Source organism: Streptomyces sp. NPDC012637 (assembly GCF_042954805.1).
Lineage (GTDB): Bacteria > Actinomycetota > Actinomycetes > Streptomycetales > Streptomycetaceae > Streptomyces.
Window position 1 is genome coordinate 766,726 of record NZ_JBIBDS010000001.1, and the last position, 16,169, is coordinate 782,894.

The 16,169-nt window shown below is 74.0% G+C and carries 17 protein-coding genes; 9 read left to right on the forward strand and 8 right to left on the reverse strand.

What is annotated here, in order from left to right; translation table 11 throughout:
- Positions 1-80 precede the first annotated feature (80 nt).
- Positions 81-623 (forward strand): TetR family transcriptional regulator C-terminal domain-containing protein, encoded by a 543-nt coding sequence (locus tag ACFY8W_RS03460; protein WP_391099636.1) that lies wholly within the window; start codon positions 81-83, stop codon positions 621-623.
- 11 nt (positions 624-634) lie between these two features.
- Here the strand turns inward: ACFY8W_RS03460 and ACFY8W_RS03465 are convergent, their stop codons facing one another.
- Positions 635-1,465, reverse strand: coding sequence for a 3'-5' exonuclease (locus tag ACFY8W_RS03465; RefSeq protein ID WP_391099638.1), 831 nt, complete (start codon positions 1,463-1,465; stop codon positions 635-637).
- A complete protein-coding gene (locus tag ACFY8W_RS03470) occupies positions 1,462-2,961 on the reverse strand; it encodes an FAD-dependent oxidoreductase (RefSeq protein WP_391099640.1) in 1,500 nt (499 codons plus the stop codon). The genes ACFY8W_RS03465 and ACFY8W_RS03470 overlap by 4 nt, the downstream gene beginning before the upstream one ends.
- Positions 2,962-3,083: 122 nt before the next feature.
- Between ACFY8W_RS03470 and trxA the strand changes: the two genes are divergently transcribed.
- Positions 3,084-3,458 carry a thioredoxin gene (gene trxA / locus ACFY8W_RS03475; RefSeq protein ID WP_391099642.1) on the forward strand — a complete coding sequence of 125 codons (375 nt, stop codon included), beginning with the start codon at positions 3,084-3,086 and terminating at the stop codon, positions 3,456-3,458.
- Positions 3,459-3,574: 116 nt separating this feature from the next.
- Here the strand turns inward: trxA and ACFY8W_RS03480 are convergent, their stop codons facing one another.
- From ACFY8W_RS03480 to ACFY8W_RS03490, 3 genes are all read right to left on the reverse strand, one after another.
- A complete protein-coding gene (locus ACFY8W_RS03480; RefSeq protein WP_391099645.1) occupies positions 3,575-4,762 on the reverse strand; it encodes an acetyl-CoA C-acyltransferase in 1,188 nt (395 codons plus the stop codon).
- 130 nt (positions 4,763-4,892) lie between these two features.
- Positions 4,893-5,174 carry a hypothetical protein gene (locus tag ACFY8W_RS03485; protein WP_391099648.1) on the reverse strand — a complete coding sequence of 94 codons (282 nt, stop codon included), beginning with the start codon at positions 5,172-5,174 and terminating at the stop codon, positions 4,893-4,895.
- Between the two features lie 105 nt (positions 5,175-5,279).
- Complete coding sequence (locus ACFY8W_RS03490) at positions 5,280-6,302, reverse strand: substrate-binding domain-containing protein (RefSeq protein ID WP_391099649.1); 1,023 nt, start codon at positions 6,300-6,302, stop codon at positions 5,280-5,282.
- Between the two features lie 189 nt (positions 6,303-6,491).
- Here ACFY8W_RS03490 and ACFY8W_RS03495 point away from each other — a divergent pair, with 189 nt between their 5' ends.
- From ACFY8W_RS03495 to ACFY8W_RS03505, 3 genes are all read left to right on the forward strand, one after another.
- Positions 6,492-7,757 carry an MFS transporter gene (locus ACFY8W_RS03495; protein ID WP_391099652.1) on the forward strand — a complete coding sequence of 422 codons (1,266 nt, stop codon included), beginning with the start codon at positions 6,492-6,494 and terminating at the stop codon, positions 7,755-7,757.
- Positions 7,758-7,816: 59 nt separating this feature from the next.
- Positions 7,817-8,041, forward strand: coding sequence for a hypothetical protein (locus tag ACFY8W_RS03500; protein WP_391099654.1), 225 nt, complete (start codon positions 7,817-7,819; stop codon positions 8,039-8,041).
- An 82-nt stretch (positions 8,042-8,123) separates the two neighbouring features.
- Positions 8,124-9,548 (forward strand): SPFH domain-containing protein, encoded by a 1,425-nt coding sequence (locus tag ACFY8W_RS03505; protein ID WP_391099657.1) that lies wholly within the window; start codon positions 8,124-8,126, stop codon positions 9,546-9,548.
- A 239-nt stretch (positions 9,549-9,787) separates the two neighbouring features.
- Here the strand turns inward: ACFY8W_RS03505 and ACFY8W_RS03510 are convergent, their stop codons facing one another.
- The 3 genes from ACFY8W_RS03510 to ACFY8W_RS03520 all read right to left on the reverse strand — a co-directional run bounded on the left by ACFY8W_RS03510 (position 9,788) and on the right by ACFY8W_RS03520 (position 11,341).
- A complete protein-coding gene (locus tag ACFY8W_RS03510) occupies positions 9,788-10,171 on the reverse strand; it encodes a hypothetical protein (RefSeq protein ID WP_391099659.1) in 384 nt (127 codons plus the stop codon).
- A gap of 83 nt (positions 10,172-10,254) precedes the next feature.
- Complete coding sequence (locus tag ACFY8W_RS03515) at positions 10,255-10,425, reverse strand: hypothetical protein (protein ID WP_391101808.1); 171 nt, start codon at positions 10,423-10,425, stop codon at positions 10,255-10,257.
- Positions 10,426-10,486: 61 nt separating this feature from the next.
- Positions 10,487-11,341, reverse strand: a complete 855-nt coding sequence (locus ACFY8W_RS03520; protein ID WP_391099662.1) for a TIGR02452 family protein — start codon at positions 11,339-11,341, stop codon at positions 10,487-10,489.
- Positions 11,342-11,539: 198 nt separating this feature from the next.
- Here ACFY8W_RS03520 and egtA point away from each other — a divergent pair, with 198 nt between their 5' ends.
- Genes egtA through egtD form a run of 4 tightly spaced genes read left to right on the forward strand, consistent with a single transcriptional unit; the run spans position 11,540 to position 15,952 of the window.
- Entirely contained in the window at positions 11,540-12,808 is a 1,269-nt protein-coding gene (gene egtA / locus ACFY8W_RS03525; RefSeq protein ID WP_391099664.1) for an ergothioneine biosynthesis glutamate--cysteine ligase EgtA, read from the forward strand.
- Positions 12,805-14,217, forward strand: coding sequence for an ergothioneine biosynthesis protein EgtB (gene egtB, locus ACFY8W_RS03530; RefSeq protein ID WP_391099667.1), 1,413 nt, complete (start codon positions 12,805-12,807; stop codon positions 14,215-14,217). Before egtA ends, egtB begins: the two co-directional genes overlap by 4 nt.
- Complete coding sequence (egtC, locus tag ACFY8W_RS03535; RefSeq protein ID WP_391099669.1) at positions 14,217-14,969, forward strand: ergothioneine biosynthesis protein EgtC; 753 nt, start codon at positions 14,217-14,219, stop codon at positions 14,967-14,969. Before egtB ends, egtC begins: the two co-directional genes overlap by 1 nt.
- A complete protein-coding gene (egtD, locus tag ACFY8W_RS03540) occupies positions 14,966-15,952 on the forward strand; it encodes an L-histidine N(alpha)-methyltransferase (protein WP_391099672.1) in 987 nt (328 codons plus the stop codon). The genes egtC and egtD overlap by 4 nt, the downstream gene beginning before the upstream one ends.
- The last annotated feature ends 217 nt before the right edge of the window (positions 15,953-16,169 follow it).

Below are 16,169 nucleotides of genomic sequence, written 5' to 3' on the forward strand. Positions count from 1 at the left end.
CGGGACCGGTGGCAGGCACAGCGCGGACGGGACGGCGGCGGGACGGGAGCATCACGCGGGAGCGGATGCTCGAGGAAGCCATGACCGCCATCGCCGAGGACGGCCTCGCCGCCCTCACCATGTCCGCGCTCGCCGAGCGCCTCGGCACCAGCGGCGGCCACATCCTCTATTACTTCGGCAGCAAGGACCTGTTGCTGCTCGCCGCGCTGCGCTGGAGCGAGGCCGCGCTCGCGGAGGAACGCCGACAGCTGCTCGCCCGCCGGCTGAGCGCGCCGCGCCGCCTCGACCTCTTCCTCGGCCTCTACCTGCCGCGCGGCCCGCGCGACCCGCGGTGGACGCTCTGGATCGAACTGTGGGCACGCATTCCGGCCAACGAGGAACTCCGCGCCGCCCAGCGCGAACTCGACCGCGCCTGGCAGGACGACCTGGAGTCCCTGCTCACCAAGGGCGTGGAACGCGGCCACTTCGCCCCGACGGACGTCCCCGCCCGCGCCTCCGAACTCCTGGCGCTGCTCGACGGCCTGAGCACCCGCGTGGTCCTCGCCGACGACCCGGTCGCCGCCCCGCGCGCCGCCCTGGAATCCGCCCGCAGGGCGGCGGAACTGCTGGTGCCGCGCACCTGACGCCGCGTGGCCTACCCGTGCGCGGGCGGCGGCTCCCACGGCAGCGGGTCCGGCGTCGCGCCGGGCCAGGGCGGGGCGTCGGGGTGACGGGACGTCTGGTCGGCGTACCAGAGGATCTGTTCGGTGTGGAGGGCCGGGCGGGACAGGCGGGCCAGACCCGGGTACGAGGCGGCCAGGGCCTGGGCAAGGTGGAGGGCCGTCCCGGCGTCCGAGGCGGGGTCGCCCGGGCGGGTGTGCGGGACGCCGTACCACTCGGCGACGGCCCGGAGGGAGCGGCTTCCCAGGCGGTAGCGGTCGGCGTGCCGGTCGAGGACGAGCGGGTCGCAGACCGGGGCGACGCCGGACGGGAGCCGCTCGGTGAGCGGGGCCAGGCCGTGGCGGACGAGTTCGGCGTGCAGGGTCGACAGGACGTGCGGAGCGAACCAGACGACGAGCGGTTCCCCGGTCGCGAGGTGGGCGGCGACGAGGCCCGCGACCTCCTCCAGGGCCTCGGCGGGCGGCCGTGCGGCGGTGCCGCGGCCGGCCTCGGGGACCTCGATCTCGGACGCGAGGTCGAGCACCCAGTCGCGCGCCGTGCCGTCGCTGCCGCGCAGCGCCGCCGCGCGGATCCGGTCCACGGCCGGACGGTGGCCGGTGGCCGCGATGTCCAGGGACAGCAGCGGCCGCCGGTGCCAGCCGGGATGGTCGCCTCGCGGCGGCGGGCCGGGTTCGGGGGCGTGTTCCGCGTGGAAGACCTCCCAGCCCCTGGCGCCGTGCCGCAGCAGCCCGGCGCCCGCCGGGACCGGGCCGCCGCAGCGCGCGCAGGAGGCGTCGTACTCGTTGGCGTGCTCCCCGGCGGTCACGAGGCGCCCGCCCCGTCCCGGTAGGCCTCGAGGAGCCGCAGCCAGGCCTCGCTCAGGGTCGGATAGGACGGGACGGCGTGCCAGAGGCGGGCGATCGGCACCTCGCCCGCGACGGCGACCGTCGCCGAGTGGAGCAGTTCACCGATCCCGGGCCCCACGAAGGTGACACCGAGCACGACCTCGCGGTCCGCGTCGACGACCATCCGCGCGTGTCCCCGGTATCCCTGGGCGTACAGACCGGCGCCCGCCACCGACGTCAGGTCGAGGTCGACGGCCGTGACCCGGTGCCCCGCGGCCTCCGCGGCGGCCAGCGAGAGCCCCACCGCGGCCACCTCGGGATCGGTGAACACGACCTGGGGGACGGCCGCGTGGTCGGCGGTCGCGCGGTGCGGGCTCCACGCGGCGCCGTCCTCCGCTCCCGCCCCGCCGGCCCGGGCCGCGATGGCTGCGCCCGCGATCCTCGCCTGGTACTTGCCCTGGTGGGTGAGCAGCGCCCGGTGGTTGACGTCGCCCACCGCGTACAGCCAGTCGTGGCCCTCGACCCGCAGGCTGTCGTCGACCGGGAGCCAGGACCCGGGTTCCAGGCCGACCGTCTCCAGACCGATGTCCTCGGTGCGCGCCCGGCGCCCGGTCGCGAACAGCACCTCGTCGCCCTCCACGACGTCGCCGTCCGCCAGGACCACGGTGACCGGGCCCGTGCTCCCGTCCCGTACGACCGCGGAGACGGCGGCCCGGGTACGGACGTCAGCGCCGCGCTCGGCGAGGGCGTCGGCGACGTGCTCGCCCGCGAACGGCTCCATGCGGGGCAGCAGGCCGTCGCCCCGGACCAGCAGCGTGACCCGGGAGCCGAGCGCCTGCCACGCGGTCGCCATCTCGGCCCCGACCACTCCGCCGCCGACCACGACCAGCCGCTCGGGCACCCGCCGGGAACTCGTCGCCTCGCGGCTGGTCCACGGCCGGGCGCCGGCGAGACCCGGCAGGTCGGGCAGCACGGGGCGGCTGCCGGTGCACACGGCGACGGCGTGCCGGGCGGTCAGGACGTGGCGGTCGCCCTCGGGGCCCTCCACCGTGACCCGCCGGGGTCCGTCCAGCCGGCCCCGGCCGCGGTAGAGCTGCGCACCGGTGGACCGCACCCACTCCACCTGGCCGTCGTCCTTCCAGTCGCCGACCACCCAGTCGCGGTGGGCGAGGACCTCGTGGGCGTCCAGCGGACCGTAGGCGTGGGCGCGCAGACCCGGCACCCTGCGCGCCTCGGAGCGGACGATCGCCGGCCGGAGCAGTGACTTGCTGGGCATGCAGGCCCAGTACGAGCACTCCCCGCCGACCAGTTCGGCCTCCACCACCGCCGCGCTGAGCCCGGCCGCCCGGACCCGGTCCACCACGTTCTCCCCGACCGGTCCCGCGCCCAGCACCACCACGTCGTACTCGTGCTCGTGGCCGTGGTCGTGGGTCCGTCCGCCCTCGTGCGCCCGCTCGTGCTCCGCCGCTCGTGTCATGGGAAACAGTCTGGCGGCGACGGCGCGGATCGGCGCGGAATAGCACGGCTCGATAGACGGTTGTGCGGGACGAGTCCCCAGGGGACCGTAAGGCAACCGCCAGGAGACCGGAAGGTAGGCACATGAGCACTGTCGAGCTCACCAAGGACAACTTCGACGAGATCGTGAGCGAGAACGATTTCGTTCTGATCGACTTCTGGGCTTCCTGGTGCGGTCCCTGCCGTCATTTCGCTCCGGTCTTCGAGGCCGCCTCCGAGCGGCACGAGGACCTGGTCTTCGCCAAGGTCGACACCGAGGCGCAGCAGGAGCTGGCGGCGGCGTTCGAGATCCGCTCGATCCCGACCCTGATGATCGTCCGCGACAAGGTCGCGGTGTTCGCCCAGCCCGGCGCGCTGCCGGAGGCGGCCCTGGAGGACCTGATCGGCCAGGCCCGCAAGCTGGACATGGACGAGGTGCGCAAGTCCATCGCCGAGGCGCAGTCCGCGCAGCAGAGCTGACCGGCGGCGGCCGGACGGCGACGAGGGGCGGCCCGGATCCCACCGGGCCGCCCCTCGTGCGTGCCGTGCCCGGAGCCCGTCCGGCCACCGATCCGGGCGGACGGGACCCGGGGGCGTCAGCGCTCCAGGACCAGCGCGATGCCCTGGCCCACGCCGATGCAGAGCGCTGCCAGGCCCGTGCCGGAGCCGGCCGCCGCGAGCTGGTGGGCTACCGCGCCGGCGAGCCGGGCGCCCGAGGCGCCGAGGGGGTGACCGATGGCGATGGCGCCGCCGCGCGGATTGACCACCGTGGGGTCGAGTTCCGGCCATTCGGCGAGGCAGCCGAGCGCCTGGGCGGCGAAGGCCTCGTTCAGCTCGAAGGTCGTCAGGTCGGAGAAGCCGCGGCCGGCCTTGTCCAGGGCCCGCCGCACGGCCTCCACCGGGCCGAGCCCGAAGAGCTGCGGCTCGATGCCGGTGACGGCGGAGGCGCGGATCCGGGCCAGCGGCTCGCGGCCGGTCTCGCGCAGCCCGGCCTCGTCGACGAGGAGCAGGGCCGCGGCGCCGTCGTTGAGCGGGGAGGCGTTGCCGGCGGTGACGGTGCCGCCGTCGGGGCGGAAGGACGGCTTGAGCTTGGCCAGGGCCTCGGGCGAGGTGCTGTCGCGGATGCACTCGTCGCGCGCGAGCTCGACGCCCGGGTACGGGACGACCTCGCCGTCGTACAGGCCCTTGGCCCAGGCCTCGGCGGCCTTGCGGTGGCTGGCGAGGGCGAAGGCGTCCTGCGCCTCCCGGGTGATCGCGTGCTTGTCGGCGACCTGCTCGGCGCCCTCGCCGAGGGAGACGGTCCACTCGGCGGGCATCCGCGGGTTGGTCATGCGCCAGCCGAGGGTGGTGGAGTGCAGCTGCTGGTGACCGGCGGGGAAGGCGCGCTCCGGCTTCTGCAGCACCCAGGGTGCCCGGGACATCGACTCGACGCCGCCGGCGATCGCCACGGAGGCGTCGCCGAGGGCGACGGCGCGGGCGGCCTGGATGACGGCCTCCATGCCGGAGCCGCAGAGCCGGTTGACGGTCACGCCGGGCACCGAGGTCGGCAGGCCGGCGAGCAGGACGGCCATCCTGGCCACGTCGCGGTTGTCCTCGCCCGCGCCGTTGGCGTCGCCGAAGTACACGTCGTCCACCCGGGCCGGGTCGAGCGCCGGCGAGCGGTCGACGAGCGCCTTCACCACATGGGCGGCGAGGTCGTCGGGCCGTACGGAGGAGAGGGCACCGCCGAACTTGCCGATCGGGGTGCGGACGGCGTCGACGATGTAGACGTCGCGGATGCTCATCGGTTTCTCTCCCACAGGACGTTCGCGGACGGGCGATGACGCGGGGACGTCCACCGGCGACGCTCGCGTTCGCCTGGTGAAATATTCTTCATCTCCGCGGGCCCGAGTCTCCGCCCGTCCACGGCTCCTGTCAACGCCCCTTCCGGCCGGTCTCCGGTCCCCTGATCAGCGCCGTCAGACCGTAGTCGAGCTCACGGCCGTCGACCAGCAGGGCCTCCACCGTCCGCGTCCCGGGATCGATGTCGGCGACCAGGCCGTGTCCCTCGTAGATCGGGTACCCAGACTCGCCGGTACGGCCGGTCGCCTCGACGACCGCCGAGCGGACGGCACTGTCCTCGACGGAGGCGCCGCCCCGGTCCTCCACGTGCGCCGGGACCAGCAGGATCTCGAAACGCTTCGGATGTGTGCTCATGGACCGACGCTAAGCCGACCGCACGCACCCCGCCGCCCGGGCCCGCCCGGCGACCCCGCCGACGGGCCGCCCGGCCGCCGCAGGGCGCCGCCGCGGCCCGCGCCCTCAGCTGGACTCGCGGTGCACCACGTGCGAGTCGAGACGTTCGTGCCGCTCCGGGGCCGTCTCCGGCTCGCGGACGACCCGGTCCACCAGCTCGGCGAGCTCGCGCCCGCCGACCATGTCGATGCGCACCGTGCTGAGCCTGGGCCGCAGCAGGCGTCCGATGACCAGGTCGTCCGAGCCGACCACGGCCGTGTCCTCCGGCACCGCGATCCCGGCGTCCTGGAGCGCCCGCATGAGGAGCATCGCGTACTCGTCGTTGTAACCGAACACACCGTCGAGGGCGAGATCGCGCCAGCGCGCGGCGAGCGCCTCGGCCGGCTCCTCCTCGTACCGCAGCGGCAGCGGCACGACGGTGGCGCCGGCCGCCTCCGCGGCGGCGCGGACGCCCTCCAGACGCGGTACGGAGAACATCTCCAGGCCCGGCTCCTCGGGCATCACGACGCCGATCCTCCGGCGGCCGCGCTCGACGAGGTGGGCCCCGGCGAGCCGGCCGACCCGGGTCTGGTCCATGACGAGCGCATGGGTGCCCTCGACCTGCTGCGGGCCGACCGAGATGACCGCCTTGGCGCCGGAGCGCTTGAGCAGCTCCACCCCGGTCGGGGTGAGCTCCACCTGACCGAGCGAGACCACGGCGACCGGACGCAGCTCGGCCCAGGCGCGGGCGGCCTCGTCCGCGTCCATGCCGACGCTGCCGTACTGCACCACCGTGTAGTCGAGGCTCCGCAGAGCCCACTGGAGCTCGTTGAAGAAACGGCTGTAGAGCGGGCCGACCGGGACGTGCGCGGTGGGCAGCAGCACCATCCGGCTGTGCCCGGCGCGCAGACTGCGGGCCGCGGCGTGCGGCACGTAGCCGAGCTCCTCCGCGGCCTCCCGGACCCTGCGGCGGGTGGGCTCGCTGATCCGGACGGCCGAGGTGTTGTTGAGGACGTAGCTCACGGTGGCGCGCGAGACCCCCGCGAGCCGCGCCACATCGGCGCTGGTCGGGACGGGACTACCGGCGGACTGCTTCGGTGACTGGCTCATCGGTCCGGCATCTTTCCAGAACGATCCGGCGCAGGGTCTGGCGGATGGCCGGATTCGAGTGCTACACAAGATTTACACGCGTCACTGACACGTGTCACCACGTTCATCACGTGGTCATCTCCGCATCACCTTCCCTGTCATCCTTCCGCTCCTCGCCCCCGCATCGGGCGATCACTCCAGGAGGGCACCGTGGCCCTTTCCTCCCCCGGCACGTCCCCCGGCACCGCCCCGGACACCGCCGGTCCCGGCTCCCGCCCGCCGTCCCGGCCGACCCGCGGGCTGCTGCCCCTGCTGCTGGCGGGCAACACCGCCATGTACGCGCTGTACGTCGGCGTCCCCGGACTGCTTCTCGCCCTGCAGATCGAGGCCATCGACCCGGCGGACAAGGTGGCCAACTTCGGTCTGGTCTCCGGCATCTCCGCGATCTTCGCGACGGTCTTCAACCCGGTCGCCGGCGCGCTCTCCGACCGCTCGGGGCGCCGCAACCCCTGGATCCTGGCGGGCGGACTGCTCGCGCTGCCCGTGATGCTGCTGCTCGGCAGCGTGCACACGGTCCTGCTGGTGACGATCGCCTGGTGCCTCGGCCAGGCGGTGATGAACGTCTACCAGGCCGCCCTCACCTCCGTGGTGCCCGACCGGGTCCCGCTCGCCTCGCGGGGCAGGGCCTCGGCGGCCGTGGGACTCGGCCTCCCCATCGGATCGACCATAGGCGCCCTGGTCGGCGCGGCCTTCTCGGAGGACTACCGCACCGGCTACCTGGTCTTCGGCGCGATCGTCGCCGCCACCGCCGTCGTGTTCACCTCGCTGGCCCGCGAGGAGCGCATGCCGCCGAAGGCGCAGCTGCCGGTGAGGGCGCAGCTGGCCGCGTTCGGCAGCGCGCTGAAGGACCACGACTTCCGCTGGGCGTTCATCGGCCGGGCGTTGCTCGTCCTCGGCTACTTCGCGGTCGCCGGCTTCCAGCTGTACATCCTGAAGGACCACACCGACCTGCCGGCCGGGCTCGGCCCGGAGGCGGCGGTGGCCGTGCTGATGCCGGTCAACTCGGTGGCCATGGTGGTCTCCACGGTCCTGGGCGGCTGGCTCTCCGACCGCTACGACCGGCGCAAGCTCTTCGTGGGCGCCTCCGCCGCGCTGGCCGCCGTGGCGCTGCTGATCCCGGCGGTCTCGACCAGCTGGACCGCGATGCTGGCCTTCTCCGTCGTCAACGGCCTTGGTTTCGGCTGCTACATGGCCGTGGACACGGCCCTGGTCACGATGGTGCTCCCGAAGGCCGAGGACGCGGCCCGGGACATGGGCGTGCTGAACATCGCCAACGCCGGTCCGCAGATCGTGGCACCGTTCGTCGCGTCCCTGATCGTGTCGCTCAGCGGCGGCTACACCGCGCTGTTCCTGGTCGCCGCCGTGCTGTCGGTGCTCGGGGCACTGGCGGTGCGCCCGATCCGTAGGGTGCGCTGATCCCGGGGCGGTCACGAGACCTCCGTAACCGCCCTGAACTGCCGGATCTGTCGTACCTTTTGGTCATGGACGACGCTTCGATGGTGGGAATGCTAGGCCGGGTGACCGGCACTGTCGGGCCCGGCCTCGTCGGTGAGGTGATCGTCCGCATCCGGGGCGGCGCCGAGCACTTCCTCGCCTATCCGGCCTCGGCGAAGGACCGGATCGAGACCGGGACGGTCGTGATGGTCATGGAACATCTACCTCCACGCACCGTGTATGTCACAGCCGCGTACGACAGTTGACGCAACCGTTGAGCGGCGGACGCACCGGGCGCACACTCCCTTCACCGGAACCGCACGGGTCCGGTGAAGGGGGACCTGTCCGATGAGCCTCTGGATGCTGGTGGGCGCCGCCGTCGGCGCCTTCGCCGTTCTGATCGGTCTGTTCAAAATGATGTGGCGCGTCGCCGAACCCAACGAGGCGCTGATCATCTCGGGTTCGAACCACAAGACGGAGGGCCTGGGCGAGGGCATGGGCTTCCGCATCGTCACCGGACGGGGCACGCTCGTGCTGCCCGGCGTCCAGGCGGTGCGGAAGCTGTCGCTCGACCTCAACGAGACCCAGCTGTCGGTGGAGTGCGTCACGCACCAGGGCATCCCGCTGAAGGTGCGGGGTGTCGTCATCTTCAAGGTGGGCGACGACTTCGTGTCGATCGCCAACGCCGCCCGCCGCTTCCTCGACCAGCAGAAGCTGATGTCCGAGCGGGTGCACATCGTCTTCGCCGGTCATCTCCGAGCCATCGTGGGCGGGTTGACGGTCGAGGACATGATCCGTGACCGGGAGAAGCTGACCGGGCAGGCCCGTTCGGCCTGTGGCACGGAGATGGAGAAGCTCGGCCTGATCGTGGACTCGCTGCAGATCCACGAGATCGAGGACCCGACGGGCTACATCAAGAACCTGGCCGCCCCGCACGCGGCCGCGGTGCAGCGGGACGCCCGCATCGCGCAGGCGGAGGCCAACCGCCGGGCGACCGAGGCCGAACAGCAGGCCGCGGCACGCATGTCGGAGGCGACGCGCGACAGCGAGATCCTCCAGGCGGGCTACCAGGCCGAGCGCGACCAGGCGGCCGCGAAGGCCCGGCAGGCAGGTCCGCTGGCGAACGCGGCGGCCCGCCAGGAGGTCGTGGTCGAGGAAACCCGGGTCGCCCAGCTGGAGGCCGACCGCAAGGAGCAGCAACTCCAGGCGGAGGTCCGCAAGCCGGCCGACGCCCTCGCGTACGAGCAGCGGACGCTGGCCGCGGCCGAGCGCGACGCCCGGATCCTGGCGGCCGAGGCCGAGGCCCGGAAGACCGAGCTGGCGAGCGCGGCCACGGCGACGGCGACCCGGCTCACCGGTGAGGCGGAGGCCGCGGCGGCCCACGCCAAGGGGCTCGCGGTCGCCGAGGCGACCCGGGCGAAGGGCCTGGCCGAGGCCGAGGCGATCAAGGCGCGGGCGGCGGCCCTCGCGGAGAACCAGGAGGCCGTGGTCGCCCAGCAACTCGCCGAGAAGTGGCCGGAGATCGTGGGCGCGGGCGCCTCGGCGTTCGGCAACGTCGACCAGATGGTGCTGCTCAACGGCGCGGACGGGATGGCGGAGATGTTCGCCAAGGCGCTCACGATGGGCGGTACGGGCCTGGGGCTGGCCCGGCAGCTGCTCGCCAACATGAACCCGAACGCCGAGCGGCAGCAGCCCGAACCCGTGGCGGCGGTGCCCGCCCCGCGGGCCGAGGAGATCGTGGTCGAGGAGATCACGGCCGGCGACGGCGACTGACCGGCGGATGGCCGGATGGCCGGATGGCCGGATGGCATGACGGTCGATGGCCGGATAGCCGGATAGCCGGATGGCATGACGGTCGATGGCCGGATGGCCGGATGGCGTGACGGTCGAACGGCCTGGCGGTCGAACGGCCTGGCGGTCGGATGGCCGAGCAGACCAACGGCCGAACAGGCGAGGGCCCGGCGCGCGTTGTCGCGCCGGGCCCTCCGTCGTGTGCTCAGCCTGCTGCCGGATCAGCAGTTCTCGTCGTTCTTCACCGCACCGATCACGATGGTGAGCCCCTCGACCCTGGCCCCGGGCGCCGGGTCCTGGGTGCAGACCTTCCAGTCCTCGCTGGTGGTGGGGACGGTGCGGCCCTGGCCGGAGGCGTCCTCGAACCGCATCGAGCCGGACAGCTGCCCGTACGCACCGGCGACGCTGCCGCCGCGGAGGTCCGGCATGAACCCGTCCTGCACCCGCGCAGGTGCGGTGGGCGTGGCGGGCGCGGTGGTCGCGGGCCGGGGCTCCGACGTGTGCGTCCGGTCCTGCCCCTCCGGCGTGGAGGAACAGGCGGTGAGCGCGGCGAGCAGACCTGCGGCAAGGGCGGCGCTGAGACCGGTGGTGCGGGTGTGACGCATGTTCTCCCCTGGGACGAGCGTGAACGAGGAGGTACATCATCCACGCGCCGTCCCACCGGTGTCCGGCCGCCCCGGGAGTTGTCTCAGTTGTGCCCGAACTTCCGTTCCTTGCGGTGGGCTGGGACGTCGATGGCCGGGCGGGGCGCCTCCGACGCGGCCGAGCGCGATGTCTCCTTGGCCGTGATGGCGGCGGCGCGGTGCTCGTGGCCGCCGGTGCGGGCGCCCTTGTTGACCCGGGTCTGTTTCTTGCCCACGATCATGCCTCCCGTCTCGGAATCTCGTTCCAGGCTCGCACGGGGGCACGAACGCCGCATGTCAGGCCTTCCGGCCCTGCCGCCCCTGGTCCTCCTGGCCGAGGACCCGGCGGAACGCACCGAGCGTCCCCTGGTCGCGGGTGCGGTCGAGGACGCCGAAGACGACCTCGTCGAAGTGGCGGGCGAACCGGCCGTCGCCGGTGAGCAGGGCCTTGAACGCGCCCGCGACCTCGGCCGGGTCGTTCCGGAAGACCCCGCAGCCCCAGGCGCCGAGGACGAGCCGGCGGTAACCGTTCGCCGCCGCGGTCTCCAGGACCCGCTCGGCGCGGGAGGCGAGGGCGGCGGGGACGCGGCCGGCGAGCTCGGGCGTGCGGCGCTGGATCACTCCGGCGTTGGGCGCCGGCGAGGTGAGGAAGCCGACCGCGAAGGGCTCGTCGAGCAGCGTGCCGCGGTCGTCGCGGAACACCGGCACCGCGGGCGAGTGAATCACCCGGTCGGTGTAGAAGGCGTCCCGTTCGGCCCGGTGGTGCTCGTAGTACGCGGGTGCGCGCAGCAGGGTGCCGTAGAGGGCGGAGGAACGGCACAGGGCCTCCTCCTGCGCCTGGGCGCCGTTGAGGTAGCCGCCGCCGGGGTTCCGGGCGGAGGCGAAGTTGAGGACGGCCACGGGCGCGGAGGCGTCCTCGCGGAGCATCCGCCGGGCCGCGGCGAGACTGCTCTCGCCGGTGACCCGGAGCGTGGTCGTCCGGTCGCTGTCGGGCGTGACGGGGACGGGCTCGGGGCCGTACAGACGGGTGCCTTCGAGGGCGGCGGCCAGCTGCTCGGCAAGGGGGACGGTCCGCCCGCCGGGGGCCGTGTAGCGGCCCTCGGCGACGATCCGCTCGTTCTCACGGGCCAGTGCCCGCAGTCGTGCGCTCATGACCCGAAAGCATGATCGACGCGCCGCGCGGGCGACAACGGAATTAGGGCGTGTGCTTCGGATCGGGACGCCGGATCCGAAGCACACGCCTCGGTGCCGGACGCGCCGACGGCCCGCCGCCGCGCCGCGAAAGGCGCTCTTGCACGCCCGTGCCGGGTGGCTTTAGGTGGAAGCAGCGCTTACCCAGGAGGTGGAGCGATGACGACTCCGTCGTCGAGCGGCATACCCAGGGGCGGTCCTGCTCTGACCGAGGAGGAAGCCGAGGACCTGCTGCGATGTATCTGTTTCAAGACGGGCCCGCCGCGCACGGTCGGGGCCGAGCTGGAATGGCTCGTCCACGAACTGCGTGATCCCCGTGTTCCCGTTCCGCCGCACCGACTGGCCGCGGCGATCGACACCGTACGGGCCCTTCCACTGGTGGCGGCCCTCACCTTCGAACCCGGTGGGCAGCTGGAGCTCAGCTCGCCGCCCGCCGCCTCGCTCATGGAGTGCCTGGACTCGCTCGCCGCCGACCTGCGGGCGGTGCGGGAGGCGCTCGCCCCGCTCGGACTCGGCCTCAGCGGCTACGGCGTCGACCCCTGGCACGCGCCCCGCGCGCGGGTGCTGCACGAGCCGCGCTACGACGCCATGGAGCTCGCGCTCGCCAGGACCGGGCCGTGGGGACGGGCCATGATGTGCGAGTCGGCCTCCGTGCAGATCTGTCTCGACGCCGGTCTCGACGACGACGGGCCGCTCGGCTACCGCAGGCGCTGGCGGCTCGCGCACCTGCTCGGCGCGGTGCTGGTCGCCGCCTTCGCCAACTCCCCCGTGCACGGCGGGCGGCGGACCGGCTGGCGGTCGACCCGGCAGGCGCTGTGGACGGACCTCGATCCGACGCGGGCGCTCGCCCCGTCGCCGGACGGGGAGCCGCGCAGCGAGTGGGCGTCGCACGTCATGGACACTCCCGTGATGTGCGTACGGACTCCGCAGGGGCCCTGGACGGTTCCGGAAGGCCTGTCGTTCCGGCAGTGGCTGCGGACGGGAGCGCCGCGCCGGGCGGACGCGGACGACCTGCGCTACCACCTGACCACCCTTTTCCCGCCGGTGCGGCCGCGCGGGCATCTGGAGCTGAGGATGATCGACGCACAGCCGGGCACCGACGGCTGGATGGTGCCGCTCGCGGTCACCACCGCCCTCTTCGAGGACCCGCGGGCCGCGGAGGCGGCGTACCAGGCGGTGCTGCCGCTGGCACCGCTCGCCGGGCCCGGTCCCGCCCCGCGCAATCCGCTGTGGCGGACGGCGGCCAGGGAAGGACTGACCGACCCGCTGCTGCACGCGACGGCGCTGACCGTGTTCGAGGCCGCCCTGGAGGCGCTGCCGAGGACGGGGGCGACGCCCGCGGTGGTGGGCGCGGTGGCCGCGTTCCACGAACGGTACGTGCTGCCGGGCAGCTGTCCGGCCGACGAGCTCCTCGAGGTGGCGTCATGACCGCACCGAACACCGGGCCGCCCGACACCCGGTCGCCCGACGGCAGGTCGCCCGACAGCGGGTCGCCCGAGGGCCGCCATGACGCCGCACCCGCGACCGTGCTCGACGAGGCCGCGCTGCGGCGGCGGGCGGTGGCGGCGCTGAGCACGGCGCGGGCGCGGACCGCGCTGCTCACCTCCTGCGTGGAGGAGGCCGAACTGACCGCCCAGCACTCGCCGTTGATGTCGCCGCTGGTGTGGGACCTGGCACACATCGGCAACCAGGAGGAGCAGTGGCTGTGGCGGGCGGTCGCCGGCCGTGAGGCGTTGCGGCCCGAGATCGACTCGATGTACGACGCCTTCGAGCACCCGCGCGCGAGCCGGCCCTCGCTGCCGCTCCTGGCTCCCGCCGAGGCGCGGGCGTACGCGGCGGACGTGCGCGACCGGGTCCTCGGAGTCCTGGACTCCACCCGCTTGGAGGGCCGGCCGCTGGTCGAAGCGGCCTTCGCCTTCGGGATGATCGCCCAGCACGAGCAGCAGCACGACGAGACCATGCTGATCACCCATCAGCTCCGCACGGGTCCCGCCGCGCTCTTCGCGCCCGCGCCTCCCGCGACCGTGCCGGACCCACCCGAGACGCGTGAAGTCCTCGTCCCGGGCGGCCCCTTCACCATGGGCACCTCCGACGAGCCGTGGGCGCTCGACAACGAGCGGCCCGCGCACACCCGGATCGTGCGCTCCTTCCTCATCGACACCGCGCCCGTCACCAACGGCGCCTACCAGGCCTTCATCGCGGACGGCGGCTACCACGACGAGCGCTGGTGGCGTCCGGACGGCTGGGCGCAGATCCGCGAACACGGCATCGAGGCACCGCTGTTCTGGCGGCGCGAGGGCGGCCAGTGGCTGCGCCGGCGCTTCGGCGTGACGGGGCCGGTCGCCGAGGACGAGCCGGTGCTGCACGTCAGCTGGTACGAGGCGGACGCCTACGCCCGCTGGGCCGGGCGCCGGCTCCCCACCGAGGCCGAGTGGGAGAAGGCCGCCCGCCACGACCCGGCGACCGGCCGGTCGCGCCGCTACCCGTGGGGCGACGCCGATCCCGGGCCCGAGCACGCCAACCTGGGGCAGCGGCACCTGGGGCCGGCGCCGGCCGGGAGCTTCCCGGAAGGCGCCTCGCCGCTGGGCGTACGCCAGTTGATCGGCGACGTGTGGGAGTGGACGGCGAGCGACTTCCTGCCGTACCCGGGCTTCCGGGCATTCCCGTACAAGGAGTACTCGGAGGTGTTCTTCGGACCCGAGTACAAGGTGCTGCGCGGCGGTTCGTTCGCCGTCGACCCGGTGGCCTGCCGGGGCACCTTCCGCAACTGGGACCTGCCCGTGCGCCGGCAGATCTTCTCCGGCTTCCGCACCGCACGCGACGCGGAGCCGGCCTGATGTGCCGTCACATCGCCTATCTGGGACCGCCGGTGGCACTCGGAGAGCTGCTGCTGCGTCCGCCGCACTCCCTGGAGCGGCAGTCCTGGGCGCCGCGCACGCAGAGCAGCGGAGTGGTGAACGCCGACGGGTTCGGCGTCGGCTGGTACGCGGAGGACGATCCGGTGCCCGCCCGCTACCGGCGGGCGGCGCCCATCTGGGGCGACCTCTCGTTCGCCGACCTCGCCCGGGTGGTGCGGACGGGGGCGCTGCTCGCCGCCGTCCGCGGCGCCACCCTGCCGGGGGCGGACGCGGAGGCCGCGGCGGCACCCTTCGCGGCCGACCGCTGGCTGTTCAGCCACAACGGTGCCGTGCCGGGCTGGCCCGGCTCGCTCGTCCCGCTGGCGGCGACCCTGCCGGCGGCCGAACTGCTCGCCATGGAGGCGCGCACCGACTCGGCGCTCGTGTGGGCGCTCGCGCTGCACCGGCTGCGCGCCGGGACCGCCCCCGGTCCCGCGCTCGCCGGCACCGTGCGGGAGGTGGACCGGGCGGCGCCCGGCGCGCGCCTCAACCTGCTGCTCACCGACGGCACGACGGTGGCCGCCACCACGTGGGGGAACTCGCTCTGGTACCTGACCGGGCCCGGCCGGACCGCCGTGGCCTCCGAACCGTACGACGGCGACCCGGGCTGGACGGAGGTGCCGGACCGCACGGTCCTCACCGCGTCCCGCGACGGCGTCGCCCTCACCCCGATCGAGGAGCTCTCCCCGTGAGCCCGTTCCAGCTGACCCGTACCCTCGCCGAGGACGCCATGGACGCCGCGCTGCGCGCCGACGTGCTCCACGGCCTCACCCGCACGCCGAAGGAACTTCCGCCCAAGTGGTTCTACGACGCGCACGGCAGCGACCTCTTCGAGGAGATCACGCGGCTGCCGGAGTACTACCCGACCCGGGCCGAGCGGGAGATCCTGATCGCCCGGGCGGCGGAGATCGCGGCGGCGACCGGGGCGCGGACCCTGGTGGAGCTGGGCTCGGGCTCCTCGGAGAAGACCCGCCACCTGCTCGACGCGCTGCTGCCCGGCCTCGAGGTCTACGTGCCGGTCGACGTGAGCGAGTCGGCACTCAAGGGCGCGGGCGACGCGCTGCTCGCCGAGCGGCCGGGGCTGCGGGTGCACGCGCTGGTCGCCGACTTCACGCACGGTCTGGAGCTGCCGCCGACGGCGGGTCCGCGCCTGGTGGCGTTCCTTGGCGGCACCATCGGCAACCTGCTGCCGGAGGAGCGCCGTGAGTTCCTGCGGGCGGTGCGCCGGATGCTGGTGCCCGGTGACGCGCTGCTGCTCGGCACGGACCTCGTGAAGGACGAGGGCACCCTGGTCGCGGCGTACGACGACGCGGCGGGAGTGACGGCCGCCTTCAACAAGAACGTGCTGGCGGTCGTCGACCGTGAGCTGGGCGCGGACGCCGACCCGGACGACTTCGAGCACGTGGCGCTGTGGGACCGGGAACACGAGTGGATCGAGATGCGGCTGCGGGCGCGGCACGCGCTGGCGGTGAAGATCCCGGAGCTGGACCTGGTGGTGCCGTTCGAGGCGGGCGAGGAGCTGCGGACGGAGGTGTCGGCGAAGTTCCGTCAGGAGGGCGTGCGGGCGGAGCTGGCGGAGGCGGGCTTCAGGCTGTCGCACTGGTGGACGGACGAGAAGGGCCGGTTCGCGCTGTCCCTGGCCGCGGTGAGCCCGGCGCCGGCCGCGGAGGACTGAGCGGGGACGCCGGGGAGTCGGCGAGGGCCAGCGGCGGCGGGGACGGTCGACGGGGCGGTCGTCGGGGTGCTCGGCGTGACGGTTGTCGGGGCGGTCTCCGTGGCGCTCGCCGTGACGGTTGTCGGGGCGGTCGTCGGGGTGCTCGGCGTGACGGTTGTCGGGGCGGTCTCCGTGGCGCTCGCCGTGACGGTTGTCGGGGCGGTCGTCGTGGCGGTCG

Bases quoted from the DNA above. Each gene is read 5' to 3' on its own strand.
- ACFY8W_RS03460 (WP_391099636.1), top strand. From the start codon at position 81: ATGACCGCCATCGCCGAGGACGGCCTCGCCGCCCTCACCATGTCCGCG.
- ACFY8W_RS03470 (WP_391099640.1), bottom strand. From the start codon at position 2,961: ATGACACGAGCGGCGGAGCACGAGCGGGCGCACGAGGGCGGACGGACC.
- trxA (WP_391099642.1), top strand. From the start codon at position 3,084: ATGAGCACTGTCGAGCTCACCAAGGACAACTTCGACGAGATCGTGAGC.
- ACFY8W_RS03480 (WP_391099645.1), bottom strand. From the start codon at position 4,762: ATGAGCATCCGCGACGTCTACATCGTCGACGCCGTCCGCACCCCGATC.
- ACFY8W_RS03485 (WP_391099648.1), bottom strand. From the start codon at position 5,174: ATGAGCACACATCCGAAGCGTTTCGAGATCCTGCTGGTCCCGGCGCAC.
- ACFY8W_RS03490 (WP_391099649.1), bottom strand. From the start codon at position 6,302: ATGAGCCAGTCACCGAAGCAGTCCGCCGGTAGTCCCGTCCCGACCAGC.
- ACFY8W_RS03505 (WP_391099657.1), top strand. From the start codon at position 8,124: ATGAGCCTCTGGATGCTGGTGGGCGCCGCCGTCGGCGCCTTCGCCGTT.
- ACFY8W_RS03510 (WP_391099659.1), bottom strand. From the start codon at position 10,171: ATGCGTCACACCCGCACCACCGGTCTCAGCGCCGCCCTTGCCGCAGGT.
- ACFY8W_RS03520 (WP_391099662.1), bottom strand. From the start codon at position 11,341: ATGAGCGCACGACTGCGGGCACTGGCCCGTGAGAACGAGCGGATCGTC.
- egtA (WP_391099664.1), top strand. From the start codon at position 11,540: ATGACGACTCCGTCGTCGAGCGGCATACCCAGGGGCGGTCCTGCTCTG.
- egtB (WP_391099667.1), top strand. From the start codon at position 12,805: ATGACCGCACCGAACACCGGGCCGCCCGACACCCGGTCGCCCGACGGC.
- egtC (WP_391099669.1), top strand. From the start codon at position 14,217: ATGTGCCGTCACATCGCCTATCTGGGACCGCCGGTGGCACTCGGAGAG.